The sequence below is a fragment of the Cellvibrio chitinivorans genome (genome assembly GCF_035117775.1).
Classification (GTDB): Bacteria; Pseudomonadota; Gammaproteobacteria; order Pseudomonadales; family Cellvibrionaceae; genus Cellvibrio; species Cellvibrio chitinivorans.
The window spans coordinates 1,286,676-1,306,654 of sequence record NZ_JAYKKN010000001.1; the positions used below are offsets into that span (position 1 = coordinate 1,286,676).

13 protein-coding genes are annotated in these 19,979 nt (G+C 52.8%); 10 read left to right on the forward strand and 3 right to left on the reverse strand.

Translation table 11 applies throughout. The annotated features are described in order from the left end of the window. Positions 1-173: 173 nt before the first annotated feature. The gene (gene uvrA / locus SPL68_RS05470) at positions 174-3,029 is read right to left on the reverse strand and encodes an excinuclease ABC subunit UvrA (RefSeq protein WP_323814067.1); all 2,856 of its coding nucleotides are present in this window, start codon (positions 3,027-3,029) and stop codon (positions 174-176) included. Positions 3,030-3,235: 206 nt separating this feature from the next. On the opposite strand from uvrA, the gene SPL68_RS05475 reads away from it, so the two are divergent. Continuing rightward, positions 3,236-4,624 carry an MFS transporter gene (locus tag SPL68_RS05475; RefSeq protein ID WP_323814068.1) on the forward strand — a complete coding sequence of 463 codons (1,389 nt, stop codon included), beginning with the start codon at positions 3,236-3,238 and terminating at the stop codon, positions 4,622-4,624. A gap of 103 nt (positions 4,625-4,727) precedes the next feature. After that, positions 4,728-5,315, forward strand: a complete 588-nt coding sequence (gene ssb, locus SPL68_RS05480) for a single-stranded DNA-binding protein (protein ID WP_323814069.1) — start codon at positions 4,728-4,730, stop codon at positions 5,313-5,315. A gap of 109 nt (positions 5,316-5,424) precedes the next feature. Here the strand turns inward: ssb and SPL68_RS05485 are convergent, their stop codons facing one another. Continuing rightward, on the reverse strand, positions 5,425-6,423 hold the full coding sequence (locus SPL68_RS05485; RefSeq protein WP_323814070.1) for a two-component system response regulator: 999 nt from the start codon (positions 6,421-6,423) through the stop codon (positions 5,425-5,427). Next, positions 6,424-9,336, reverse strand: coding sequence for an MHYT domain-containing protein (locus SPL68_RS05490; protein WP_323814071.1), 2,913 nt, complete (start codon positions 9,334-9,336; stop codon positions 6,424-6,426). Positions 9,337-9,592: 256 nt separating this feature from the next. Between SPL68_RS05490 and SPL68_RS05495 the strand changes: the two genes are divergently transcribed. The 8 genes from SPL68_RS05495 to SPL68_RS05530 all read left to right on the forward strand — a co-directional run bounded on the left by SPL68_RS05495 (position 9,593) and on the right by SPL68_RS05530 (position 19,879). Then, on the forward strand, positions 9,593-10,450 hold the full coding sequence (locus SPL68_RS05495; protein WP_323814072.1) for a transporter: 858 nt from the start codon (positions 9,593-9,595) through the stop codon (positions 10,448-10,450). A 247-nt stretch (positions 10,451-10,697) separates the two neighbouring features. Further along, positions 10,698-11,768 (forward strand): DUF1214 domain-containing protein, encoded by a 1,071-nt coding sequence (locus SPL68_RS05500; protein WP_323814073.1) that lies wholly within the window; start codon positions 10,698-10,700, stop codon positions 11,766-11,768. 23 nt (positions 11,769-11,791) lie between these two features. Next, on the forward strand, positions 11,792-13,270 hold the full coding sequence (locus SPL68_RS05505; RefSeq protein ID WP_323814074.1) for a DUF1254 domain-containing protein: 1,479 nt from the start codon (positions 11,792-11,794) through the stop codon (positions 13,268-13,270). A gap of 355 nt (positions 13,271-13,625) precedes the next feature. Then, entirely contained in the window at positions 13,626-15,974 is a 2,349-nt protein-coding gene (locus tag SPL68_RS05510) for a DUF1592 domain-containing protein (RefSeq protein ID WP_323814311.1), read from the forward strand. Then, a complete protein-coding gene (locus tag SPL68_RS05515) occupies positions 15,967-17,304 on the forward strand; it encodes a DUF1552 domain-containing protein (protein WP_323814075.1) in 1,338 nt (445 codons plus the stop codon). The genes SPL68_RS05510 and SPL68_RS05515 overlap by 8 nt, the downstream gene beginning before the upstream one ends. A 50-nt stretch (positions 17,305-17,354) precedes the next feature. Continuing rightward, positions 17,355-18,689: an ankyrin repeat domain-containing protein gene (locus SPL68_RS05520; protein WP_323814076.1), complete on the forward strand. Its 1,335-nt coding sequence runs from the start codon at positions 17,355-17,357 to the stop codon at positions 18,687-18,689. 30 nt (positions 18,690-18,719) lie between these two features. After that, positions 18,720-19,190 carry a c-type cytochrome gene (locus tag SPL68_RS05525; protein ID WP_323814077.1) on the forward strand — a complete coding sequence of 157 codons (471 nt, stop codon included), beginning with the start codon at positions 18,720-18,722 and terminating at the stop codon, positions 19,188-19,190. Between the two features lie 5 nt (positions 19,191-19,195). Next, on the forward strand, positions 19,196-19,879 hold the full coding sequence (locus tag SPL68_RS05530; protein ID WP_323814078.1) for a cytochrome b/b6 domain-containing protein: 684 nt from the start codon (positions 19,196-19,198) through the stop codon (positions 19,877-19,879). The last annotated feature ends 100 nt before the right edge of the window (positions 19,880-19,979 follow it).

The window sequence follows — 19,979 nt, forward strand, 5'->3', positions numbered from 1 at the left end:
TCAGGACAGGATGTGTTGATTAAGGATTTGGTTTCAGGATGAGGCTATCGATGGAATGAAACCTGTTAGGCATGATGCCAGCCGATCATGAAGATCGGTTTCCCAAGCAGGATGCAACGGGGCTTGCTGGATGCAAAGCCCCTTTTTTCTTTTTCTAAATCCTCTTTTTTCTGTTATTTCTTCGTTGTTTTCGATTTTTTAGTTCCCGATTTAAGCATCGGTGCTAAAAATCTTCCTGTGTGTGAGTGTTCAATCTTCGCAATTTCCTCTGGTGTTCCCGTGGCGATAATTTGCCCGCCGCCGCTTCCACCCTCCGGCCCTAAATCGACAATCCAATCAGCGGTCTTAATAACGTCCAGATTGTGTTCAATCACTACAACGGTATTGCCGTGGTCGCGTAGGCGGTGCAATACATTCAGTAGCTGCTGGATGTCATAGAAGTGCAGGCCGGTTGTGGGCTCATCGAGGATATAGAGTGTTTTGCCGGTATCGCGCTTGGAGAGCTCTTTGGCAAGTTTTACCCGCTGGGCTTCGCCGCCGGACAAGGTGGTGGCTGATTGACCAAGGCAGATGTAAGACAGGCCCACGTCAATCAGGGTTTGTAGCTTGTTGGCAATCGAAGGGACTGGGTCGAAAAATGCGCGAGCATCTTCGATTGTCATTCCCAAGACTTCATTGATGTTTTTCCCTTTGTATTTCACATCCAGTGTTTCGCGGTTGTAGCGTTTGCCTTTGCACACATCGCAGGGGACGTACACATCTGGAAGGAAATGCATTTCCACCTTGGTGACACCATCACCCTGACAGGCTTCGCAGCGTCCGCCTTTAACGTTAAAGCTGAAGCGACCGGGTTGATAGCCGCGCGAGCGTGATTCCTGAGTGCCAGCAAACAACTCGCGAATCGGTGTGAATATGCCGGTGTAGGTGGCAGGGTTGGAGCGCGGGGTTCGGCCAATGGGGCTTTGGTCGATATCGACGCACTTATCGAACAACTCCATGCCTTCGATGGTGTCATAAGGTGCTGGATCAAGAGTTGTAGCGCCGTTAAGTGCTGTGGCCGCTAGCGGATGCAGGGTGGCGTTGATGAGCGTGGACTTACCCGAGCCGGATACCCCGGTCACGCAGGTCATTAGGCCGACCGGAATTTCCAGCGTTACATTTTGCAGGTTGTTGCCTTTTGCGCCGGTCAAGCGCAGTAGGTTTTTTTTGTCGAACGGATGGCGCTTCTCAGGCACCGCAATTTCACGGGTGCCACTTAAATATTGGCCAGTGATCGAGTCTTTGTTTGCCATGATGGCTTTTACATTGCCTTGGGCGATGACTTGTCCACCATGTACGCCTGCGCCGGGGCCTATGTCGATCACATGATCGGCGAGGCGAATAGCATCTTCATCATGCTCCACCACAATCACTGTATTGCCGATATCACGCAGGTGCGTCAGAGTTTTAAGTAGTCGCTCGTTATCGCGCTGATGCAGGCCGATGGACGGCTCGTCGAGGATGTACATTACACCCACCAATCCGGCGCCGATTTGGCTAGCGAGGCGGATACGTTGAGCTTCGCCGCCCGAGAGGGTTTCGGCGCTGCGGTTGAGTGTCAGGTAATTCAGGCCGACATCGACGAGGAAGCGGAAGCGATCGCGCAGTTCTTTAAGAATTTTATCAGCGATACCAGCCTTACGGCCGGTAAAGGCCAGTTTCATGTAGTAGTCGTAAGCATCGGCGACGGGCATTTCGGTGATGTTTGGTAGCGGGCGCTCATCGATAAACACATTGCGAGCTTCCAGTCGCAGGCGAGTGCCTTCACAAGCGGGGCAGGGCTGGCTCGACAGGAATTTGGTCAGGTCTTCGCGCACCGAGTTGGATTCGGTATCGCGATAGCGGCGTTCCATATTGGTCAGCACGCCTTCAAAACTGTGGCTGCGTTTGTACACATCGCCGCGATCATTGATGTAATTAAACTCAATCACTTCCTCGCCTGAGCCGTAAAGCACTGCGTCGCGCTGCTTGGCTTTTAGCTTGGTCCAAGGTGTATTCACATCAAACGCATAATGCTTGGCGAGTGAGCTGAGCATGTGGAAGTAGTAAACATTGCGCTTGTCCCAGCCGCGGATAGCGCCTTCCGATAAGCTCAAACTAGTGTCTTGAATAACTTTGTCTTCATCAAAAAACTGGTGTACGCCCAATCCGTCGCAAGTCGGGCAAGCGCCGGCGGGATTGTTGAATGAGAAGAGGCGCGGCTCGAGTTCGGTCAGGCTGTAATCGCAAATCGGGCAGGCGTGCTTGGATGAGAACAAGCGGTCGGGCGCTTCGCCATCCATGTAATTAATGCAGGCGATGCCTTCAGACAAATTCAGCGCTGTTTCAAAGGATTCGGACAGGCGCAGTTTTAAATCTTCGCGCACTTTAAAGCGGTCGACGACCACTTCAACCGTGTGCTTCTTCTTTTTATCCAGCTTGGGCGTGTCGTCCAGATCGCAGAGGATTCCGTCGATACGCACGCGGATAAAACCATCGCGCTTGAGCTGTTCAAATATATGCAGATGCTCGCCCTTGCGGTCGCGGATTACCGGCGCCAGCAGCATGAGTTTGGTGCCTTCGGGCAGGGCGAGAGTGGTGTCTACCATCTCGCTGATGGTTTGCGCGGTCAGGGGTACGCCATGCTCCGGGCAGCGTGGCTCGCCGACGCGGGCGTAGAGCAGGCGCAGATAGTCGTAGATTTCAGTGATGGTGCCCACGGTGGAGCGCGGGTTGTGGGAGGTGGATTTTTGCTCGATGGAAATCGCCGGGCTAAGTCCCTCTACGTGATCGACATCGGGTTTTTCCATCATCGACAAGAACTGGCGCGCATAAGTGGAGAGCGATTCCACGTAGCGGCGCTGGCCTTCGGCGTAGAGCGTATCGAACGCCAGCGATGACTTGCCCGAGCCGGAGGGGCCGGTGATCACGACAAGTTTGTCGCGCGGGATATCGAGGTCAACGTTTTTGAGATTGTGGGTGCGCGCACCCCTAACAATAATTTTGTCCATCTACTGCAATCCGCCGTGGCCATTCAAAACGGTCGATTATACGTGAATAGCTTGACAGTTGATGTCAGGAGTGGAGCATCTTCTGTAAAGCTTGGATAAAAATGACGCATGGAATTTGCTGCAAACTTGCGGCAGTTTTATGGGCTGATGCGGGCGTGAGTTGGTACACTGTCGCCCCTTCGATAAACGACTAGAACTCTGTTCCCATGCAAGATCCTGTTTTACCTTCCCGCGTGACCGACGCAGCTGTGCCTTTTGAGCGCAAAGTGGTGATGTCACTGGCGGCACTTTATACCTTCCGCATGCTCGGCCTGTTTATGCTGCTGCCGGTATTGGCGCTTTATGGCACCGAATATGCCCATCACAGCCCATTTTTGCTTGGTTTGGCGCTGGGCGCTTATGGCTTTAGCCAGGCGCTGTTACAGATTCCTTTTGGTGTGCTGTCCGACCGCATCGGGCGCAAACCGTTGATACTCGCGGGTTTGATCATTTTTGTTCTGGGCAGCGTTGTTGCGGCCTTGGCGGATTCAGTTTACGGCTTGATTCTCGGTCGTTTTTTGCAGGGCGGTGGGGCTATTTCGGCGGTGGTGATGGCACTGTTGACCGATCTTACCTCTGATGAAAACCGCACCAAGGCGATGGCGACGATTGGCGCGTCCATCGGTGTTTCCTTCTCCGTTGCAATGACAGTCGGCCCGCTGCTGGCGGCTTGGGGCGGTGTTGGCGCGATCTTCTGGCTGACAGCCGCGCTGGGTGTGGTGGGGATTTATATCCTGCTTAAACTGGTGCCCAATGTGGCCGAGTCCACCTCCAAGCGGGAGGCGGTTGCCGTGCCGGGCTTGCTTGCGAAGACACTCAAACACCCGCAGTTACTGCGCTTGAATGTCGGGATTTTTGTACTGCACTTTGTGTTGATGTCGAGCTTTGTGGTGCTGCCGTTGATGTTGCAAAACCAGCTTCATATCGACCGCGAATACCACGGCTTTATCTATTTCCCGCTGCTCGCCTTTGCGTTTGTGCTGATGCTGCCATTCGTGATCATCGCGGAAAAACGCCGCAAGATTAAAGGGGTGTTTCTGATTGCTGTCAGCTTACTGTTGCTATCGGAATTGGCATTTATGCTGATATCCACCCAGTTAGTATTGGCCTTATTCATCCTCTTTGTATTCTTTATCGCCTTCAATATTCTGGAGGCAACCCAGCCATCGATGGTCAGTAAAATCGCCCCCGCCGGAGCCAAGGGAACTGCAACCGGAATTTATTCCACTTGTCAGGTGCTGGGTGTGTTTGGTGGCGGCGCTTTGGGCGGATGGCTGCTCCAGCAGCAGGGCGCCAATGCAGTGTTTGCGCTCAATGCAGTATTGGTGCTGATTTGGTTGGCCGTGGCCTGGTCGATGAAACCGCCGCATTTTCTCGCCAGTGTGTTGATTCCGCTGCGCGGGCATGATCATCAAACGATTCTTGAAAAACTGCGCGCGGTGGATGGTGTGGCCGAGGCGATTATTGTGGCATCGGAAAATACTATCTACCTTAAAGTCGACCAGCGCAGGGTAGACCGCAAACACTTGGCCGCTATCGTAGACGGCGGACTCTAGTGTAAAGTAGCTCGCCCTCAACCGAGGGCAAACACCAACAATCTGAAAGCCGCCAACTACAAAAACAGAAGGCGGATACACCGTAAATCAAGAGGAATACAAAATGGCACGCGGAATAAATAAAGTAATTTTGATTGGCAATATCGGGCAAGATCCCGAAGTGAAATACATGCCCTCTGGCGGTGCCGTGACCAACGTCAGCGTAGCCACCTCGGAAACCTGGAAAGACAAAAACACTGGTCAGCCGCAAGAGCGTACCGAGTGGCACCGCGTCGTATTCTTTAATCGTCTGGGCGAGATTGCCGGCGAGTATCTGCGTAAAGGCTCAAAGGTTTACATTGAAGGCGCACTGCGCACCCGTAAATGGCAAGCGCAAGATGGTTCTGATCGCTACACCACTGAAATCGTCGCTAGCGAAATGCAAATGCTTGATGGTCGCAGCGATAACGCTGGCATGGGTGGTGGAATGGGTGGCGGCGCGATGAATGCAGCCGCAATCGCCAACAGTTTCGATCAAGCGCCCCAGTACAACAACGCGCCTGCGCAGGGTGGCTATAACCAAGGCGGACAAGGTGGCGGTTACCAGCAGCCAGCGCGCGCGCCGCAACAACCACAACAGGCTCCACAACAACCAAGCGCGCCGCATCAGCCTGCCGGGTTTGATTCATTTGATGACGATATCCCGTTCTGATCAGTAGGTTTTCGAAAAACGTTAACCAAGATTGAACAAAGCCCTGTAACTCAGGGCTTTGTTGTTTTTGCCTTCTTACAAGCGACGGACCCTTGCAAGTTAAACAGGGTTACTCATCCAGCAAATTGGCGCGAATGCTCAGAATTTTTGGCAGCGCGGCATTAAAGGCATTCACTAATTCCGGATCAAAATGTTTACCGGATTCTTGTTCGATATAAGCCGTTGCTTCTTCAATTGACCATGATTTTTTGTAAGGGCGGACGCTGGTGAGTGCGTCGAATACATCGGCGATGGCGACTATGCGGGCTTCGATGGGAATGGCATCGCCAGCAAGACTGTTGGGGTAGCCGCTGCCGTCCCATTTCTCGTGGTGGCAGAGTGCAATCGTGCGTGCGATTTTTAATAGATTGGAATTGTCCTCGCCAATAATTTCTGCGCCGACGCTGGTGTGGGTTTTCATAATTTCCCATTCTTCTGGTGTGAGCTTTCCGGGTTTTTGCAATATCACATCGGGGATGCCGATTTTGCCTATGTCGTGCATGGGCGCTGCGTTTAATAATTCTTCCGCATCGATTTCACTCATGCCCGCAGCGAGCGCAATTTCTTTGGCGTAGTGGCTCATGCGGATGACATGCAAGCCGGTTTCGTTGTCTTTGTATTCAGCTGCACGGCCGAGGCGATGAATAACTTGCAGGCGTGTCTCGCGCAGCGATTCAACGCTGACCAATGACAACTGCGCCTTTACGCGCGCAAGCACAATCGGTGGGCTTACCGGTTTGGTAATGTAATCCACACAACCCATTTTAAAGCCTTCGGTTTCATCGTTCGTATCGGCTAGTGCGGTGACAAAAATAATTGGGATATGCTGCGTTTTGGCATTTTGTTTTAAACGCTGGCAGGTTTCCAATCCGGTGATGCCGGGCATCATAATGTCTAACAAAATTAATTGTGGTTGCTCGTTTTCTGCAAGGCTCAGTGCCTTTTCGCCATCGCGCGCAAACAGCAGGCGATAGTCTTGCTGCAAAATTTGTTTTAACACTTGCAGGTTGACGGGTTCATCATCAACCAATAAAAGTTTTGGACGAGTGTCACGCGGTGCAATAGTCATTTATACCTCTTGCGCTGATGCGCTTTGGTCAATCCATGACTGAATAACGTTTGCTGCGAGATCAAAATCAAATTGATCCAGCGCTTGTTCGAGTGGGGCGATATGCTCGGACGAAATTGTTTTCGTTAGCTCGCGATAAGCTTCATCGTCAAAGGTGCCGTGTGAATAGGCAGCTAACAATTTTTCTAATAGTGCGCGATTCCATTGGTGATGAATGGCGCTGTTGGTTTTATCCGTTTCGATTGGTTTTATTTGCGCGATGATATTTTCAAACGCTGTTTTCATCTGCTCGAATAAATCTGCATTCATTGTTTCCGATTGTTCGATTTGCTGTGCAACTTGCATCAAACTGATTAAGCCCAAATTCGCCGCTGCACCTTTTATGCGGTGCGCTTCTTGTTGTGCTTCAAGGTGTTTGTGTTGATTCTCCGGCTGCATAAAAAATGCAGTTGGCTTGGTGTTGTCTGCGAAAAAACTCTGAATTGCTTTGGTGAGTGCTGTGCGATCTCCCCAGCGCTGTTCGGCTGATTGCCAGTCAATATCCTGCGTGAGTTCATTTTTATTTTGCGTAGGTGTGGCTTCGGTTTTTATCAGCCCCAGGCAGCGGGCAATTTCATTGTGCAATTCAGTGCGCACTATGGGTTTAGATGCAAAACCATTCATGCCCGCAGTGCTGGCATCTTTGCGGTCTTGCTCCAGTACGCTCGCCGTAAGCGCAATAATCGGAGTGGCTTCAACGGCTTGTTCTCGTTCCCATTGGCGAATCATGCGGCATGCTTGTAAACCATCGACTTCCGGCATTTGAATGTCCATCAATACCAAATCAAATTTGTGTTTTTTAAATTGCTCAAATGCTTCCATACCATTGCTTGCGGTGATAGTGCGATGGCCATCGCGCGTGAGCATGAGTTGTAACACTTCGATATTTTGTGGCACGTCATCGGCAATCAGAATGTGCAAAATCGGCAGCGAAATTGTGGTGGCTGCGGAGATAGGTTTTATCGCCTCTGTTGCTGGCAGCGGCAGCTCTACTTCAAAACAACTGCCTTGGTTTAATTCACTTGTGACATTAATGCTGCCGCCCATTAATTCTGTGAGTTGGCGAGCGATGGTGGTGCCCAAACCTGTGCCGCCAAAACGGCGCGCCATAGAGGCATCGGCTTGAGTGAACGGTGTAAAAATATGTTGGATACGATCAGCAGGAATTCCGATACCTGTGTCGATCACCTTAAAAATAACGCGATCATTTTTTTCAGAAATATCCAGTGTCACGCTGCCATGCTGGGTAAATTTAATCGCATTACCAATCAGGTTGAGCAAAATCTGGCGCAGCCGTAGTTCATCACCCAACACAAAATCGCGCATGCTTTTTGCAAAGTTAACACTGAGTTGCAGACCTTTTTTCTGCGCCTGATTAACTTGTTCGTTGATGATCTGCTGCACTGCTTCGTGCAGTGAAAATGCTTTTGTATCCAACTCGACGGCGCCGCGCTCCAGTTTTGCGGTATCGAGAATATCGTTGAGCAATGATAACAACGAACGCGCCGAGCGATTAACGGTTTGCAAATGGCGCAGCTGTTCCGGTTGTTGCGGCGAGTCCAATAATAATTCGGTGAAGCCGATAATCGCGTTCATGGGGGTGCGAATTTCATGGCTCATATTGGCGAGGAACATGCCCTTGGCTGTTGCAGCCTGTTCGGCGCTGTCTTTGGCGACGACTAAATCAGTTTGCATGGCTTTGGAATCGGTGATGTCGATAATCACCCCATCGATCCACTTTAATTTGCCTTTCTCGTCGTAAACGCCGCTCGCACGCTCAGTCACCCAGCGCTCGCTGTTGTCGCGGCACCGCATGCGATACTCGATCACGTAAGCAGTTTTATTGTCCAGTGCAGGAATCAGTTCCTGCGAAATGCGCTCAACATCGTCCGGGTGAACTATGTCGCCCAGATTAATTTCATGGGCGAAGAATTTTTCCGCTTCCCAGCCGCTTAATGCTTCAATCGCATCGCTGATAAAAATCACCTGCCAAGGCTCATTTGCCTGAGTGCGAAAAGTCACGCCCGGAATATTGGCGATAAGCGTGCGATATTGCTGCTCGCGCGATGACAGCTCGCGCTCGATTTTCACCATATGGCGATACAGCTGGCGATAGCGCAGGATCAGATTGCCCGCAATCACCAACAGGCTGATGGCAACGGTCATGGCGCTGATAATAAACGCGAGAAAGCTGTGGCTACTGTCAGCGGTGAAGTGCGCATCGGGTGTGCCGATAAAACGCGCCGCCGCCATGCCGGTGTAATGCATAGCAGCAATCGCGCAGCCCATGATCACACCGCTCAACAGTGTTGCGCGGGTAGTGTTGAGCTTGCCGTGGTTGTGCAGCCCAAAGCGCACCCAGAGTGCAATCATCGCCATCACCACTGCCACAATAATAGAGGCGATAAACCAGAGCGGGTCGTAGAGCAGGGTGGCGCCCATATCCATCGCCGCCATGCCGCTGTAATGCATCGCCCCTATACCCGCACCCACCAGCACTCCGCCAATTGCCAATTGCCGTTTACTGATGCTGCTGTGCGACAACATATGCAGCGCCACCCAGGAGGCGAGCACTGACGGCAGCATGGAGCCGAGGGTGATAAATGGGTGATAGTGAACATGAGTACCCAGCTCAAAGGCGAGCATGCCGATAAAGTGCATAGACCATATGCCGCCGCCTAGCGCGATGGAGCCGGAGATAAGCGCAATCTGGCGCAGCAAGCGCCCCTGCGCCACGCGCGCCATACCGGCGATTTGCAGCGCCATCATCGAGGAGATAATCGCTACCAGAATGGATACGGCGACCAAGGCCGGATTGTGATGGCCTTGGATCAGGCTGTACTGGGAGTTGTAGTCGATAAAAATATCTAGCATGGAATTTTAGTGGCGAAGAATTGAAATGAGGACGCTGAAACGAAAGGTTAATAAGATAAATATAATTTATTGCGCCATTACAGTGTGGCTGTTATTTGCAGAATCGCCATTGGCTAAACAAAACTTGTCAGACTTTTGGCTGAATTCAGACAAGTAAAGATGCATTGTCGTCTTTCTCGGGCTATCGTTGGGTGTAGTGTTTTTTGGGCTTTTTATTAGGCACTTTTATTGGGTAGTAATTTGAAAGGAGTAATTCATGCAAGCTAACGATCAACCTAAGAATCATTCGGCTAATCAATCGCGCGGCCCATTGCGCAAAACCTGGGTGGCAAGTGCAGCGCTGCTGGCGTGTATCGCACATCCCTCCATGGCGCAGGATCATGGCGCTGCCGATCTGGCGAAGCAGCTTTCCAACCCTATCTCCTCATTGATCAGTCTGCCATTCCAGCTCAATTATGATCAGGATATGGGCGCGCAGCACGATGGCCACCGCTATACGCTCAATGTACAACCGGTGATTCCTATTTCGATATCAGAAGATTGGAATCTGATTTCGCGCACCATTGTGCCGGTGATTCAGCAGGACGATGTGATTCCCGGCACTAACGGCGAGTCGGGCTTGGGCGATGTAGTGCAAAGCGTGTTTTTCTCCCCCAAAGCCCCAACGTCTAGCGGCTTGATCTGGGGTGTTGGCCCCGTGTTTTTGCTCCCTACCGCCACGGATGATTTGCTCGGCACAGAAAAATGGGGCGCAGGCCCAACTGGCGTCGTGTTGAAACAGGCCGGGCATGTGACGTTTGGGGCGCTGGCTAATCACATCTGGTCATTTGCGGGTGAAAGTGACCGCGCCGATGTAAGCGCAACCTTCTTCCAACCCTTCTTTTCCTACACCACGCCAACCGCGTGGAGCTTCACCCTGCAGGCGGAATCCACCTACGACTGGAAGTCGGAAGAGTGGAATATTCCCATTGGCATGTTTGTCTCCAAAGTAACTAAATTCGGCAGCCAGCCAGTGCAATTCCAAATTGGCCCTCGCTACTACGCCGAACATACCGAGAACGGCCCACGCGGCTGGGGCTTTCGCGCGGGCTTAGTGTTCATGTTTCCAAAATAAATTTGTGCAAGAGAATGTTGTTATTCCAAATAGCCCCGATCATCCGGGGCTTTTTTGCTCATTTTTGTCGCCTCAAATCGCTTTTTCCATTTTTGTCATAAATTTGTCTACACTCATTTTCACGTCACATAATTTTCGCAGTGTCGCGTTACTTTATGCTGATTTCCGTTTCATCCATCTATTCATAGTTAAGCCTCTACGCATTTTTCAAACACGTTTTAAACCCATCAAAAAAGGAACTACTGATATGAAAAAGCACCACATCCTCTTTGGCATACTGGGCGTTGCTGCTCTGGTCATGCAAGCGCATGCGGATATTGCACCTGGGTACAAAGTCAAAACGCCGGCCGATTTTGGCGTCCCTGACTATGTGTACAAAGTGTCGGAGAGTGATTTCAACTTTAAGCGCAGCCTTGCCAAAGCGCCGATTAACAAGTGGGCTTATCAGAGCGATTTGAGCCGCGTAAAAACCCAGCAGGTGATTCGTGAGAATCAGGATGGCATCTATGCCAGTGCGGTGGTGGATGTGAGCGAGGGCGCGACCTTTACGCTGCCGAAAGGTAATCACTATCAGATCATTCAAGTGATCGATATGCAGAACTATGTCGCCGGTGTGATCTATGCGGGTGAGTCCATCACCATCACCCCCGACGATTTGACCTACGGTACTCACGTTTACCTGAATATGCGTGTACCGATTCTGACGGACGACAAAGGCGGTATTAAAGAGACATTACGTCTGCAAAAACTGGCAACTATCGAAGCTAAATCGGCCAAGCCTTATGTGAGCCCGGACTTTGTATTGCCATTGAAAAAGACCGAAGAAATCCGCGCGGCCTTGGTGAAAGATGTTAAGAGCGGTGCGCTGACCCACACCCGCTACGTGAACGGAACGCCTTACCTTTCACGCCCACAGGATCACCTCTACGGCACTGCCTATGGTTGGGGCGGACTGGGCTTGCCAGATGCGGCTTACTGGCCATTTGTGAACAAGTCCAAAATCGTCGATGGCAAGATTCAGCCAGCGAGCGTGACCTTTACACCGCCTTCAATCCAAACGGAGCGCGGCGGCTTCTGGTCAGTCACTATTTATAACGAAGAAGGCTGGTTGGCGAAGGATATTTCTGCCATCTCCAATACCCAAGCCGAGCCTAATGCTGACGGCACTTACACCATCAATTTCAACTCACCCGGCAAGAAAAATAATCTGGAAACCTCTGTGCCTTTTGCTGCGCTATTCCGTTTTTACCTGCCGGATTCCAAAGAATCAGCCATTGAGTACATCAATAAAAATGGCCCTACTTTTGTTATCGAGTAAACAACGGATTTAAGGAGTGAGTCATGAAGATTAAGAAATTGGCGGCTGCAACGCTGACGGGAGTTATGGCGATGAGCCAAGCATCGATGATATTTGCCGACACACCAACCGTGCCCGCGGTAAATACCACACCGGCTGCGTCGATTCCCGGCACACCGGAAGGCACTACCATGCCGCTGGACTATGCGCGTTTACAAGCAGAGTTTATCTATTTGTGGGGTTGGCCTATGGCCAACACCCACAACCGAATTGTGACTATCGGCAAGGCACCAGAGCCGGGTTTGCAAGGCGGGATTCTTCCGGTGGCGCCCAATAATCACTTGTCGATGCTAACGGATTACCTTGATCCGGCGCAGCGCTTTGTCGCCGCGCCAAATCAGGATGTGGTCTACGGCATGTCCACGCTGCGGCTGGATAAGGAACCTGTTGTTGTGCAGGTGCCGGATTTTGGCAAGCGCTTCTGGGTATTCCAATTGGCAGATCAGCGCACTGATGGCTTCGGAAAATTGGGCAGTATGTATAACAGCAAGCCCGGTTTTTACCTGCTGGTAGGCCCAGACTGGAAGGGCACCGTACCCAAGGGGATTGAGGCGGTATTCCGCTCGCCGACTCAGGGTGGTTTTGTATTGCCGCGCCTGTTCGTTGACGACACGCCACAAGACAAGCAGGCAATCCAGCCGTTGATCAACGGCATTGGCGTTTATCCACTGTCGAAATTTGATGGCAAAGTGAAAATCACCGATTGGAGCAAACTGCCGAAGTTCCCCGCAGCAGCGGGCAGTTCCGGAGAAACCCAGTGGGTAGATCCGGATGGCTTCTTTGATCTATTGCCAACCCTGCTGGATGAGGTTCCTCCACTGCCGGGTGAGGAGGCGATCTACACTCAGGCGCGTAGCCTGCTTGCCGCTGCGAAACGCGATCCGGCGGTGATGGACGTGTTAAAAGAAGTTGCGCAAACAACCGAGAAGGACATGATCAAAGCGCAACTCTTTGAATGGCGCAATCAGGGGCTGCGTTTGCCAACGGGCTGGACAATGCAGGTTAACGCGGCGCAATGGGGAACGGATTACCTCACCCGTATGTCGGCGGCCAAAGCTAACATCTTCTCTAACGCGCCTAACGAGACCATGTATTACGCGCTGGACTTGGGGCCGGATGGTAAACGTTTGAACGGCAAAAATGATTACACCATCACCTTTCCCGAGGGTGGTGTGCCGGTCAAGGGTTTCTGGTCGCTCACCATGTATAACAAGGAGCACTTCTTTGAACCCAATGACATCAATCGCTATTCAGTGGGTACCAAAAACAAGGATCTGAATTTCGCTCAAGATGGGTCGCTGACCATCTATCTTTCACATAAGAAACCGAAAGATCCTGTCAAGGCCGCCAACTGGTTGCCATCGCCCAAAGGCGAATTCTCGATTTACATCCGCGCTTATTGGCCAGAGCAAGTGATTGTGAATCGTCAATGGATTCCGCCAGCAGTGGTTAAAGGGCGTTAATTTAAGGCGGATATCTGCCCGCTTTTAGCTCATAGCTCCACCCCAATGCACCAGTCGCCTAAACCGCGCTGGTGCATTTTTTATTTCTTAGCATTTGTCTCCGTTAAAGATTGTTCCCCTCGCTAACAATTATCGATATTTATCCTTTTGATTTTTATGGATAAAACCATATTGCTTACAAAAATTGACTATTTGGTCATGTAATTGGACTGCTTTTTGCTCTTTCTGGGCTGTGTGTTTTGTCACCCAAATTCACCTATTGGTTTCGTCTTGGGCGAAGCAAGTTCAGGGGCAAAAAAGAAGAATTATGGCTGTAATCAACCGTTTTTTAGCTGTGATGGGGGTGCCGCTGGTAATGCTTGGCGGGAATGCTGCCCATGCGACACCTGCAATGGCAGAGGCAGAAGCCTTTCTGGATAAACATTGCTCCCGCTGCCATAACGATGAGCGGCTGTCGGGCAATTTGTCGTTTGAGGATATCGACTTTAACGACATCGCCCAAGGAAAAGGTTTGAAGGAGTGGGAGGCGATTTTGCGTGTGACCGAGCGGCGCGAAATGCCGCCTGCATCGCGCCCGCAACCCAAGGCGGATGAGCTGGCGGGTTTTACCGGCTGGCTGCAAAGCTCGCTTGATGGCTATGCCGAGGCTCACCCCAACGCCGGCCGCGCGACTCTGCGCCGCTTGAATCGCACTGAGTACAACAACGCGGTGCGCGATCTGCTCGATTTGGATGTAAATGTGAGTGAAGCGCTGCCGACTGACGATACCGGCTACGGCTTCGACAATATCGCCGATGTGCTTTCGGTTTCGCCCACGCTTATGGATCGCTATATGGCGGTGGCGGGCAAGGTGAGCCGTCTGGCGGTAGGCGTGGGTTCGACCCAGCCATCGACCATCACTTATCAACTGCCCAAAGACGGTTCGATTCTGAACCAAGGCGTGCCCTCGGTGGATGAGCGCATGAGCACGGACTTGCCACTGGATTCGCGCGGCGGAGGTGCCTTTGAGTACTACGCGCCCTACGATGGCATCTACGAAATCAGCGCTTATTTGAACGCCAATACCAACAACGAAGTGGATCGCTTGGATGACAACCGCGTCAGCCTGCGGGTGCCACTTGCGGCTGGGCCGCACAGTATCGGCATGAGTTTCCGCAAGCAGCTGGCGCTGGATGAACAGGTGCAAATCCTGCGCAACAACACCGAAGAAGTGCCGCTGCCAACCGAAGCGCCGACCGAGCTGACGCTGGACTTTATCGTCGATGGTGCGCGTGTGGGCGATACCCAGGTGCCGTCTTATTACATGTCGCCGCGCTTTGCGCAAAAGAACTTCCCGCGCGATGTGTTGGAGATCAACGTCGCTGGCCCCTATGAGGTTGCGGGCGCAGGCGATACGCCCAGCCGCGCCAAAATCTTCAACTGTATGCCGCGCTTTTGGCCGCTTGATGAAGCCTATTGCGCGCGCAAAATCCTCGGCAGTCTCGCGCAGCAAGCCTATCGCCGCCCGGTGACGGAAGTGGACATTGACCGTTTAATGAAAGTCTACGAACAGGCCGAACAGTCGGCTGGATTTGAGCAGGGCATAGCGGCGGCAATTCAGGCGATTTTGGTATCGCCCGGCTTTTTGTTCCTGCATGAGTCTGACCCTGCCGGTAGCAAACCCGGCGATATGCATCTAATCACCGATACCGAATACGCAGCGCGCCTCGCATTGTTTTTATGGAGCAGCTTGCCGGACGAAGAACTGCTGCTGCTCGCTGAAAAAGGAAAACTGCGCGAGCCGGAAGTATTGAAACAACAAGTGACTCGCATGCTGGCCGATGACCGCGCGCTGGCGCTGGAGCAGAACTTTGCTGGCCAGTGGCTATACCTGCGCAACCTCGAATTCCAGCGCCCGGACGTGAAGGAGTTCCCCGAGTTTGATGCACCGCTGCGCGCCGCCATGAAGCGCGAGACCGAGCTGTTTTTCACCTCGATCCTGCGCGACAACGCCAGCATCCTCGACTTTATCAAGAGCGACTACACCTTCCTCAACGAGCGTTTGGCCAAGCATTACGGTATCGCCGGTGTGCAGGGGCCAGCCTTCCGCAAGGTCGCCCTAGCGCCAGATTCCATGCGCGGCGGCCTGCTCGGGCAGGGCAGTATCCTCACCGTAACCTCTTACTCCAATCACACCTCGGTAGTGCGCCGCGGCAAGTGGATTCTCGACAACCTGCTGGCTTCGCCACCGCCACCACCGCCGCCAGATATTCCGGCACTTAAAGCACAGGATAAGGGCGGCAAAGCACTCAACGCGCGCGAACAACTGGCACAACACAGTGAAGATCCGGCCTGTTCCTCTTGCCATGTGAAGATGGATCCGCTCGGTCTGGCGCTGGAGAAATACGATGCAGTCGGGCGTTTCCGTCTGCTGGATGCCGGTCGCCCGATTGATGTGCGCACCAATATGCCTGATGGCACCGAATTTGAAGGGCTATTTGGCTTGCAAGATGTGCTTATGGAGCGCAAGCACCAGTTTGCCGGTGCCTTTACCGAGCGTTTGCTGACTTACGCGCTCGGCCGCGGTGTAGAGCCGAGCGACCAGCCGCAGCTGCGCAAAATCGTGGCGCAGGCGAGTGCAGACAACTACGCCATTCACAGCATTATTTGGGGAATTCTCAACAGCCAACCTTTCAACTATCGGATGGTACCTAGCCATGAGTAAAAACTTTTCTCTTAGTCGTCGCGGTCTTCTTCGTGGTGTGGGTGCTGCGGTCACGTTGCCGCTGATGGAATCGCTAATCCCATCGGCCTTGGCGAACACGGCGATGGACAATCGCCCCAAGCGCCTGAGCGTGTTTTATTCCCCCAACGGCATGCGTATGGATCAGTTTACTCCCGCGCAAGTGGGCACTAACTATCAGCTCAGCCCTTTGCTGGAGCCGCTTGCGCGCCACAAAGACAGGTTTTCGGTGATCTCTGGCCTCGCGCATTACAACGCCAATGCACTGGGTGATGGTCCCGGCAGCCACGGCCGCAGTTGCGGCGCCTATCTGACTGGCGCGCACCCCAAACGCACCGAGGGGGCAGACATTTACTGCGGCATTTCAATGGATCAGGTGATCGCCAACCATATTGGCCATCACACCCAATTCGCCTCGCTGGAGTTGGGCATTGAGCCGCCCAGCCTGCTTGGCAGTTGCGATGTAGGCTACAGCTGCACCTACACCAATACGCTCTCCTGGCGCAGCCCGACCTCGCCTTTGCCGGTCGCGGTAAAACCGGGCGATGTGTTTGAGCGGCTGTTTGGCGATACCTCGGGCATGGACGAGCAGGCGCGCAAAGCCCAGCTCGCAACCAAGGCCAGTATTCTCGATTTTGTGATGGAAGATGCCGCGCGCTTATCGCCACGCTTGGGTGCGAATGATCGCCGTAAGTTGGAGGAGTATCTGGATTCGATCCGCACCGTAGAGCGCCGCATCCAGAAAGCCAGCCAACAGAGCCAGTCGGTGGATACCAGCAAACTGCTGCTGCCCGCCGGCATTCCTGAATCCTTTGAAGAACACGTGCGCATCATGGTGGATTTGCAAATCCTCGCGCTGCAAAGCGATATGACGCGCGTATCCACCTTTATGCTCGGGCGCGAACTGAGCAACCGCGCCTATGCCGAAATCGGCGTGCCTGACTCGCACCACAGCCTCAGTCACCACGGCGGCGACGAGGCGAAAATCGCCAAGCTGGTGAAAATCGACCGCTACCACATGGAGCAGCTGGCCTACATGCTCGACCGTATGGCCGCTACCGCCGATGGCGAGCGCAGCCTGCTCGACAACACTTTTGTGATGGCGGGAGCGAGCCTCGGTGAGCCCAATGACCACGACAATATGAACCTGCCGGCGATAGTCGCGGGTGGCGGCATTCGCGGTAATCGCCATATTGCCGAAGCCAAGCACACGCCTATGGCCAACCTGATGCTATCGCTGATGCAACAGATGGGCGTGCCTGCGGACAGCTTTGGCGACAGCACCGGCACTATTAAAACGTTGATGGTGTAAGCAAAACATTGATGGTTTAGCCGCTGGGCATCGAACTAACGAGGTAAAACGTGAATAAATTGTTAGCTCTATCAGTGAGTGGCGCAGCATTAACGCTCTCACTTTACGCTGGTGTCGTGGGCGCCAAATCGCCGAGCGACCATGAGCGTTTGATGCAGGCGCTGCATCTGGGGGATGCGGCCAAATTGCAGCAAGCGCTGGACGATGGTGCCAATCCCAATCAGGCTTTGCCTGATGGTTCGCTGCCGCTAGCTTGGGCGGCAGACAGTCAGAATCCGGAATTGGTGGTTAGCTTGTTAAAAGCAGGTGCCAAGCCGGACGCCATCACTTCCATCCCCAATTTCAGTCCGCTCGTGACTGCCTGCCAGCGCGGTGAGCCGAGCATAGTTGCGGCGCTGCTGGATGCAGGTGCCAATGTGAATCGCGCCACTGCCACCGGCGTTACGCCACTCGCACTCTGCGCGGGCAACTCCAGCCCGGAAATCGTGGCGCGCCTGCTGGAAAAGGGCGCGGTAGTAGATGCTGTCGATGAGACCGGTCAATCGCCGCTCATGTGGGCGGCAGCCAAAGGGCAGGTGGAGAACATCAAGCTGCTGGTGAAAGCCGGAGCAGATGCCAATCGCATCACCAAAAAAGGTTTTAGCCCGCTGATGTTTGCGCTTATGAGCAGCAACCCGGAAGCGCCGCTTGCATTGATCGAAGCGGGTAGCGACATCGCCTATAAAGCGCCGGACGGTACTTCAATGGTGCAGATGGCGATGTATCGCAAGCAGTATGAAATCGCGGAAGTGCTGATCAATCATGGCGTTGATTTAAATACTTACGACCGCAATGGCAATTTGCTGCTGCACGCGGCGGTACTCGCCAAGCAGCCGCAGTTGGTGTCGCTGCTGTTGGAAAAGGGTGCTAACCCCAATGCGCTGACTGGCACATCCCAAGTGGTTTGGCGCTACGAGGTGAACTTCACTGCTCGCCCTTACATTACCTATCCCAAGTCGCCGCTGTTTTTGGCGGTGGAAAAGGGAGCACCTGAGATCATGAAAATCCTTGTGGCGGCGGGGGCAGATACGAAATTTAGTATTGAGGACGGCACCAATCTGGTGATGGCGGCAGTAGTGACTGATCCGGCAACCTTAGAGCAGGCATTTCTTCTCGCGCCCAATATGAATGTCACCAACAAACAGGGGCAAACGCCGCTGCTGAGCTTGATGAATGGCGCCTCTTATTTGCCGCTGACTAATCCGCAACTGCATGAATTGTTTAAAGTTCTGTCAAAACATGGCGCGCGTATTGATATTGCCGATGCCAAGGGGCAGACTCCAAAAGACCTCGCAAAAGTCGAGGAATTTAGAGCCAAGACCGAGTTTGCCGATGTGTTTCTTTAAACACTCTTTTAAACCCTAAGGATAAAAAAGATGAATAACGTTTTTAAAACCCTGTCCCATAAATCTGTTCGTATCGCCTGTGCGGGTGTATTGGCTGCTGTGTGCGCCGCATCTGCGTTTGCGCAAAAAGAAGTGATGCATGAGCGTCACGAAGGCTTTGAAGATATGGGCGGCGCCATGAAAGCGATCAACGGCCAGCTGAAAAGCGATGCGCCGGATATCGCCAAAATCGACAAAAACGCCGACGTTATCGCTGCCTTGGCGGTAAAAGTTCCCGGCTGGTTCCCTGAAGGTAGCGGCCCGGAAGCAGGCAAAACCGATGCACTGCCTTACATCTGGAAAAATCCGGAAAAATTCAGCAAAGCGAGCGATGACTTTATCGCTGCCAGTAAAGCCTTGGCGGCTGCGACAAAAGGCACCGACATTGCTGCCATCAAAACCCAATTTATGGCGGTAAAAGACAGCTGCGGTTCTTGCCACAACAGTTTCCGCGCTGATTAATCTCCATGACTTCATCTGCCCCGCTGACGGCTGCGGCCGTCACACAACGCCTGTGGGATTGGCCAGTGCGCATTTGCCACTGGTCGATGGTGATTCTGATTGCCGCCTGCTGGTGGACTGCTGAACAGCACGACATAGTCACTCACAGCTATTGCGCCTATGCCCTCTTGGGGGTGGTGGTGTTTCGTATTTACTGGGGCTTTTTTGGCAGCAGCACCGCGCGCTTCAGTAATTTTGTACGCAAACCGAGTGCGGTTATTGCTTACCTGAAAACCCTGGGGCGACGCGATCAGCCTGCATCTTCCGGCCACAATCCGCTCGGCGGTTACAGCGTATTGGCGCTGCTATTTGTGGTGTTGCTGCAAATCGGTTTGGGCTTATTTGCTATCGATGTCGATGGCTTCGACGGTGGCCCCTTTTCTGATTACCTCAAATTCAAAACCAGCCGCATGGTCACCGAATGGCATGAAATCACTTTCAATGTACTGCTGGCGTTTATCGCGCTGCATATCATCGCCATCGTCTATTACCTCATTTGGCGCCGCCAAAACCTCACAGCGTCTATGCTTCATGGCAAAGCAATCGCGCCGATTAGTGCGCCCATGCAATCCGCCAGTCTGGTGCGTTTTGTGGTGGGGGTGGTGATAGCGGCTGCGGTGGTGGGATGGATGTTCTCGCTGGCGTCTTGAGGCGCTAAAAGTGAATCCCTCCCAGCCTCCCTTTTTCAAAGGGAGGAGCTATTGGTTCCCTCCCGCACAGAAAATGGAGTTGCAGGTTCCTATTTATTAA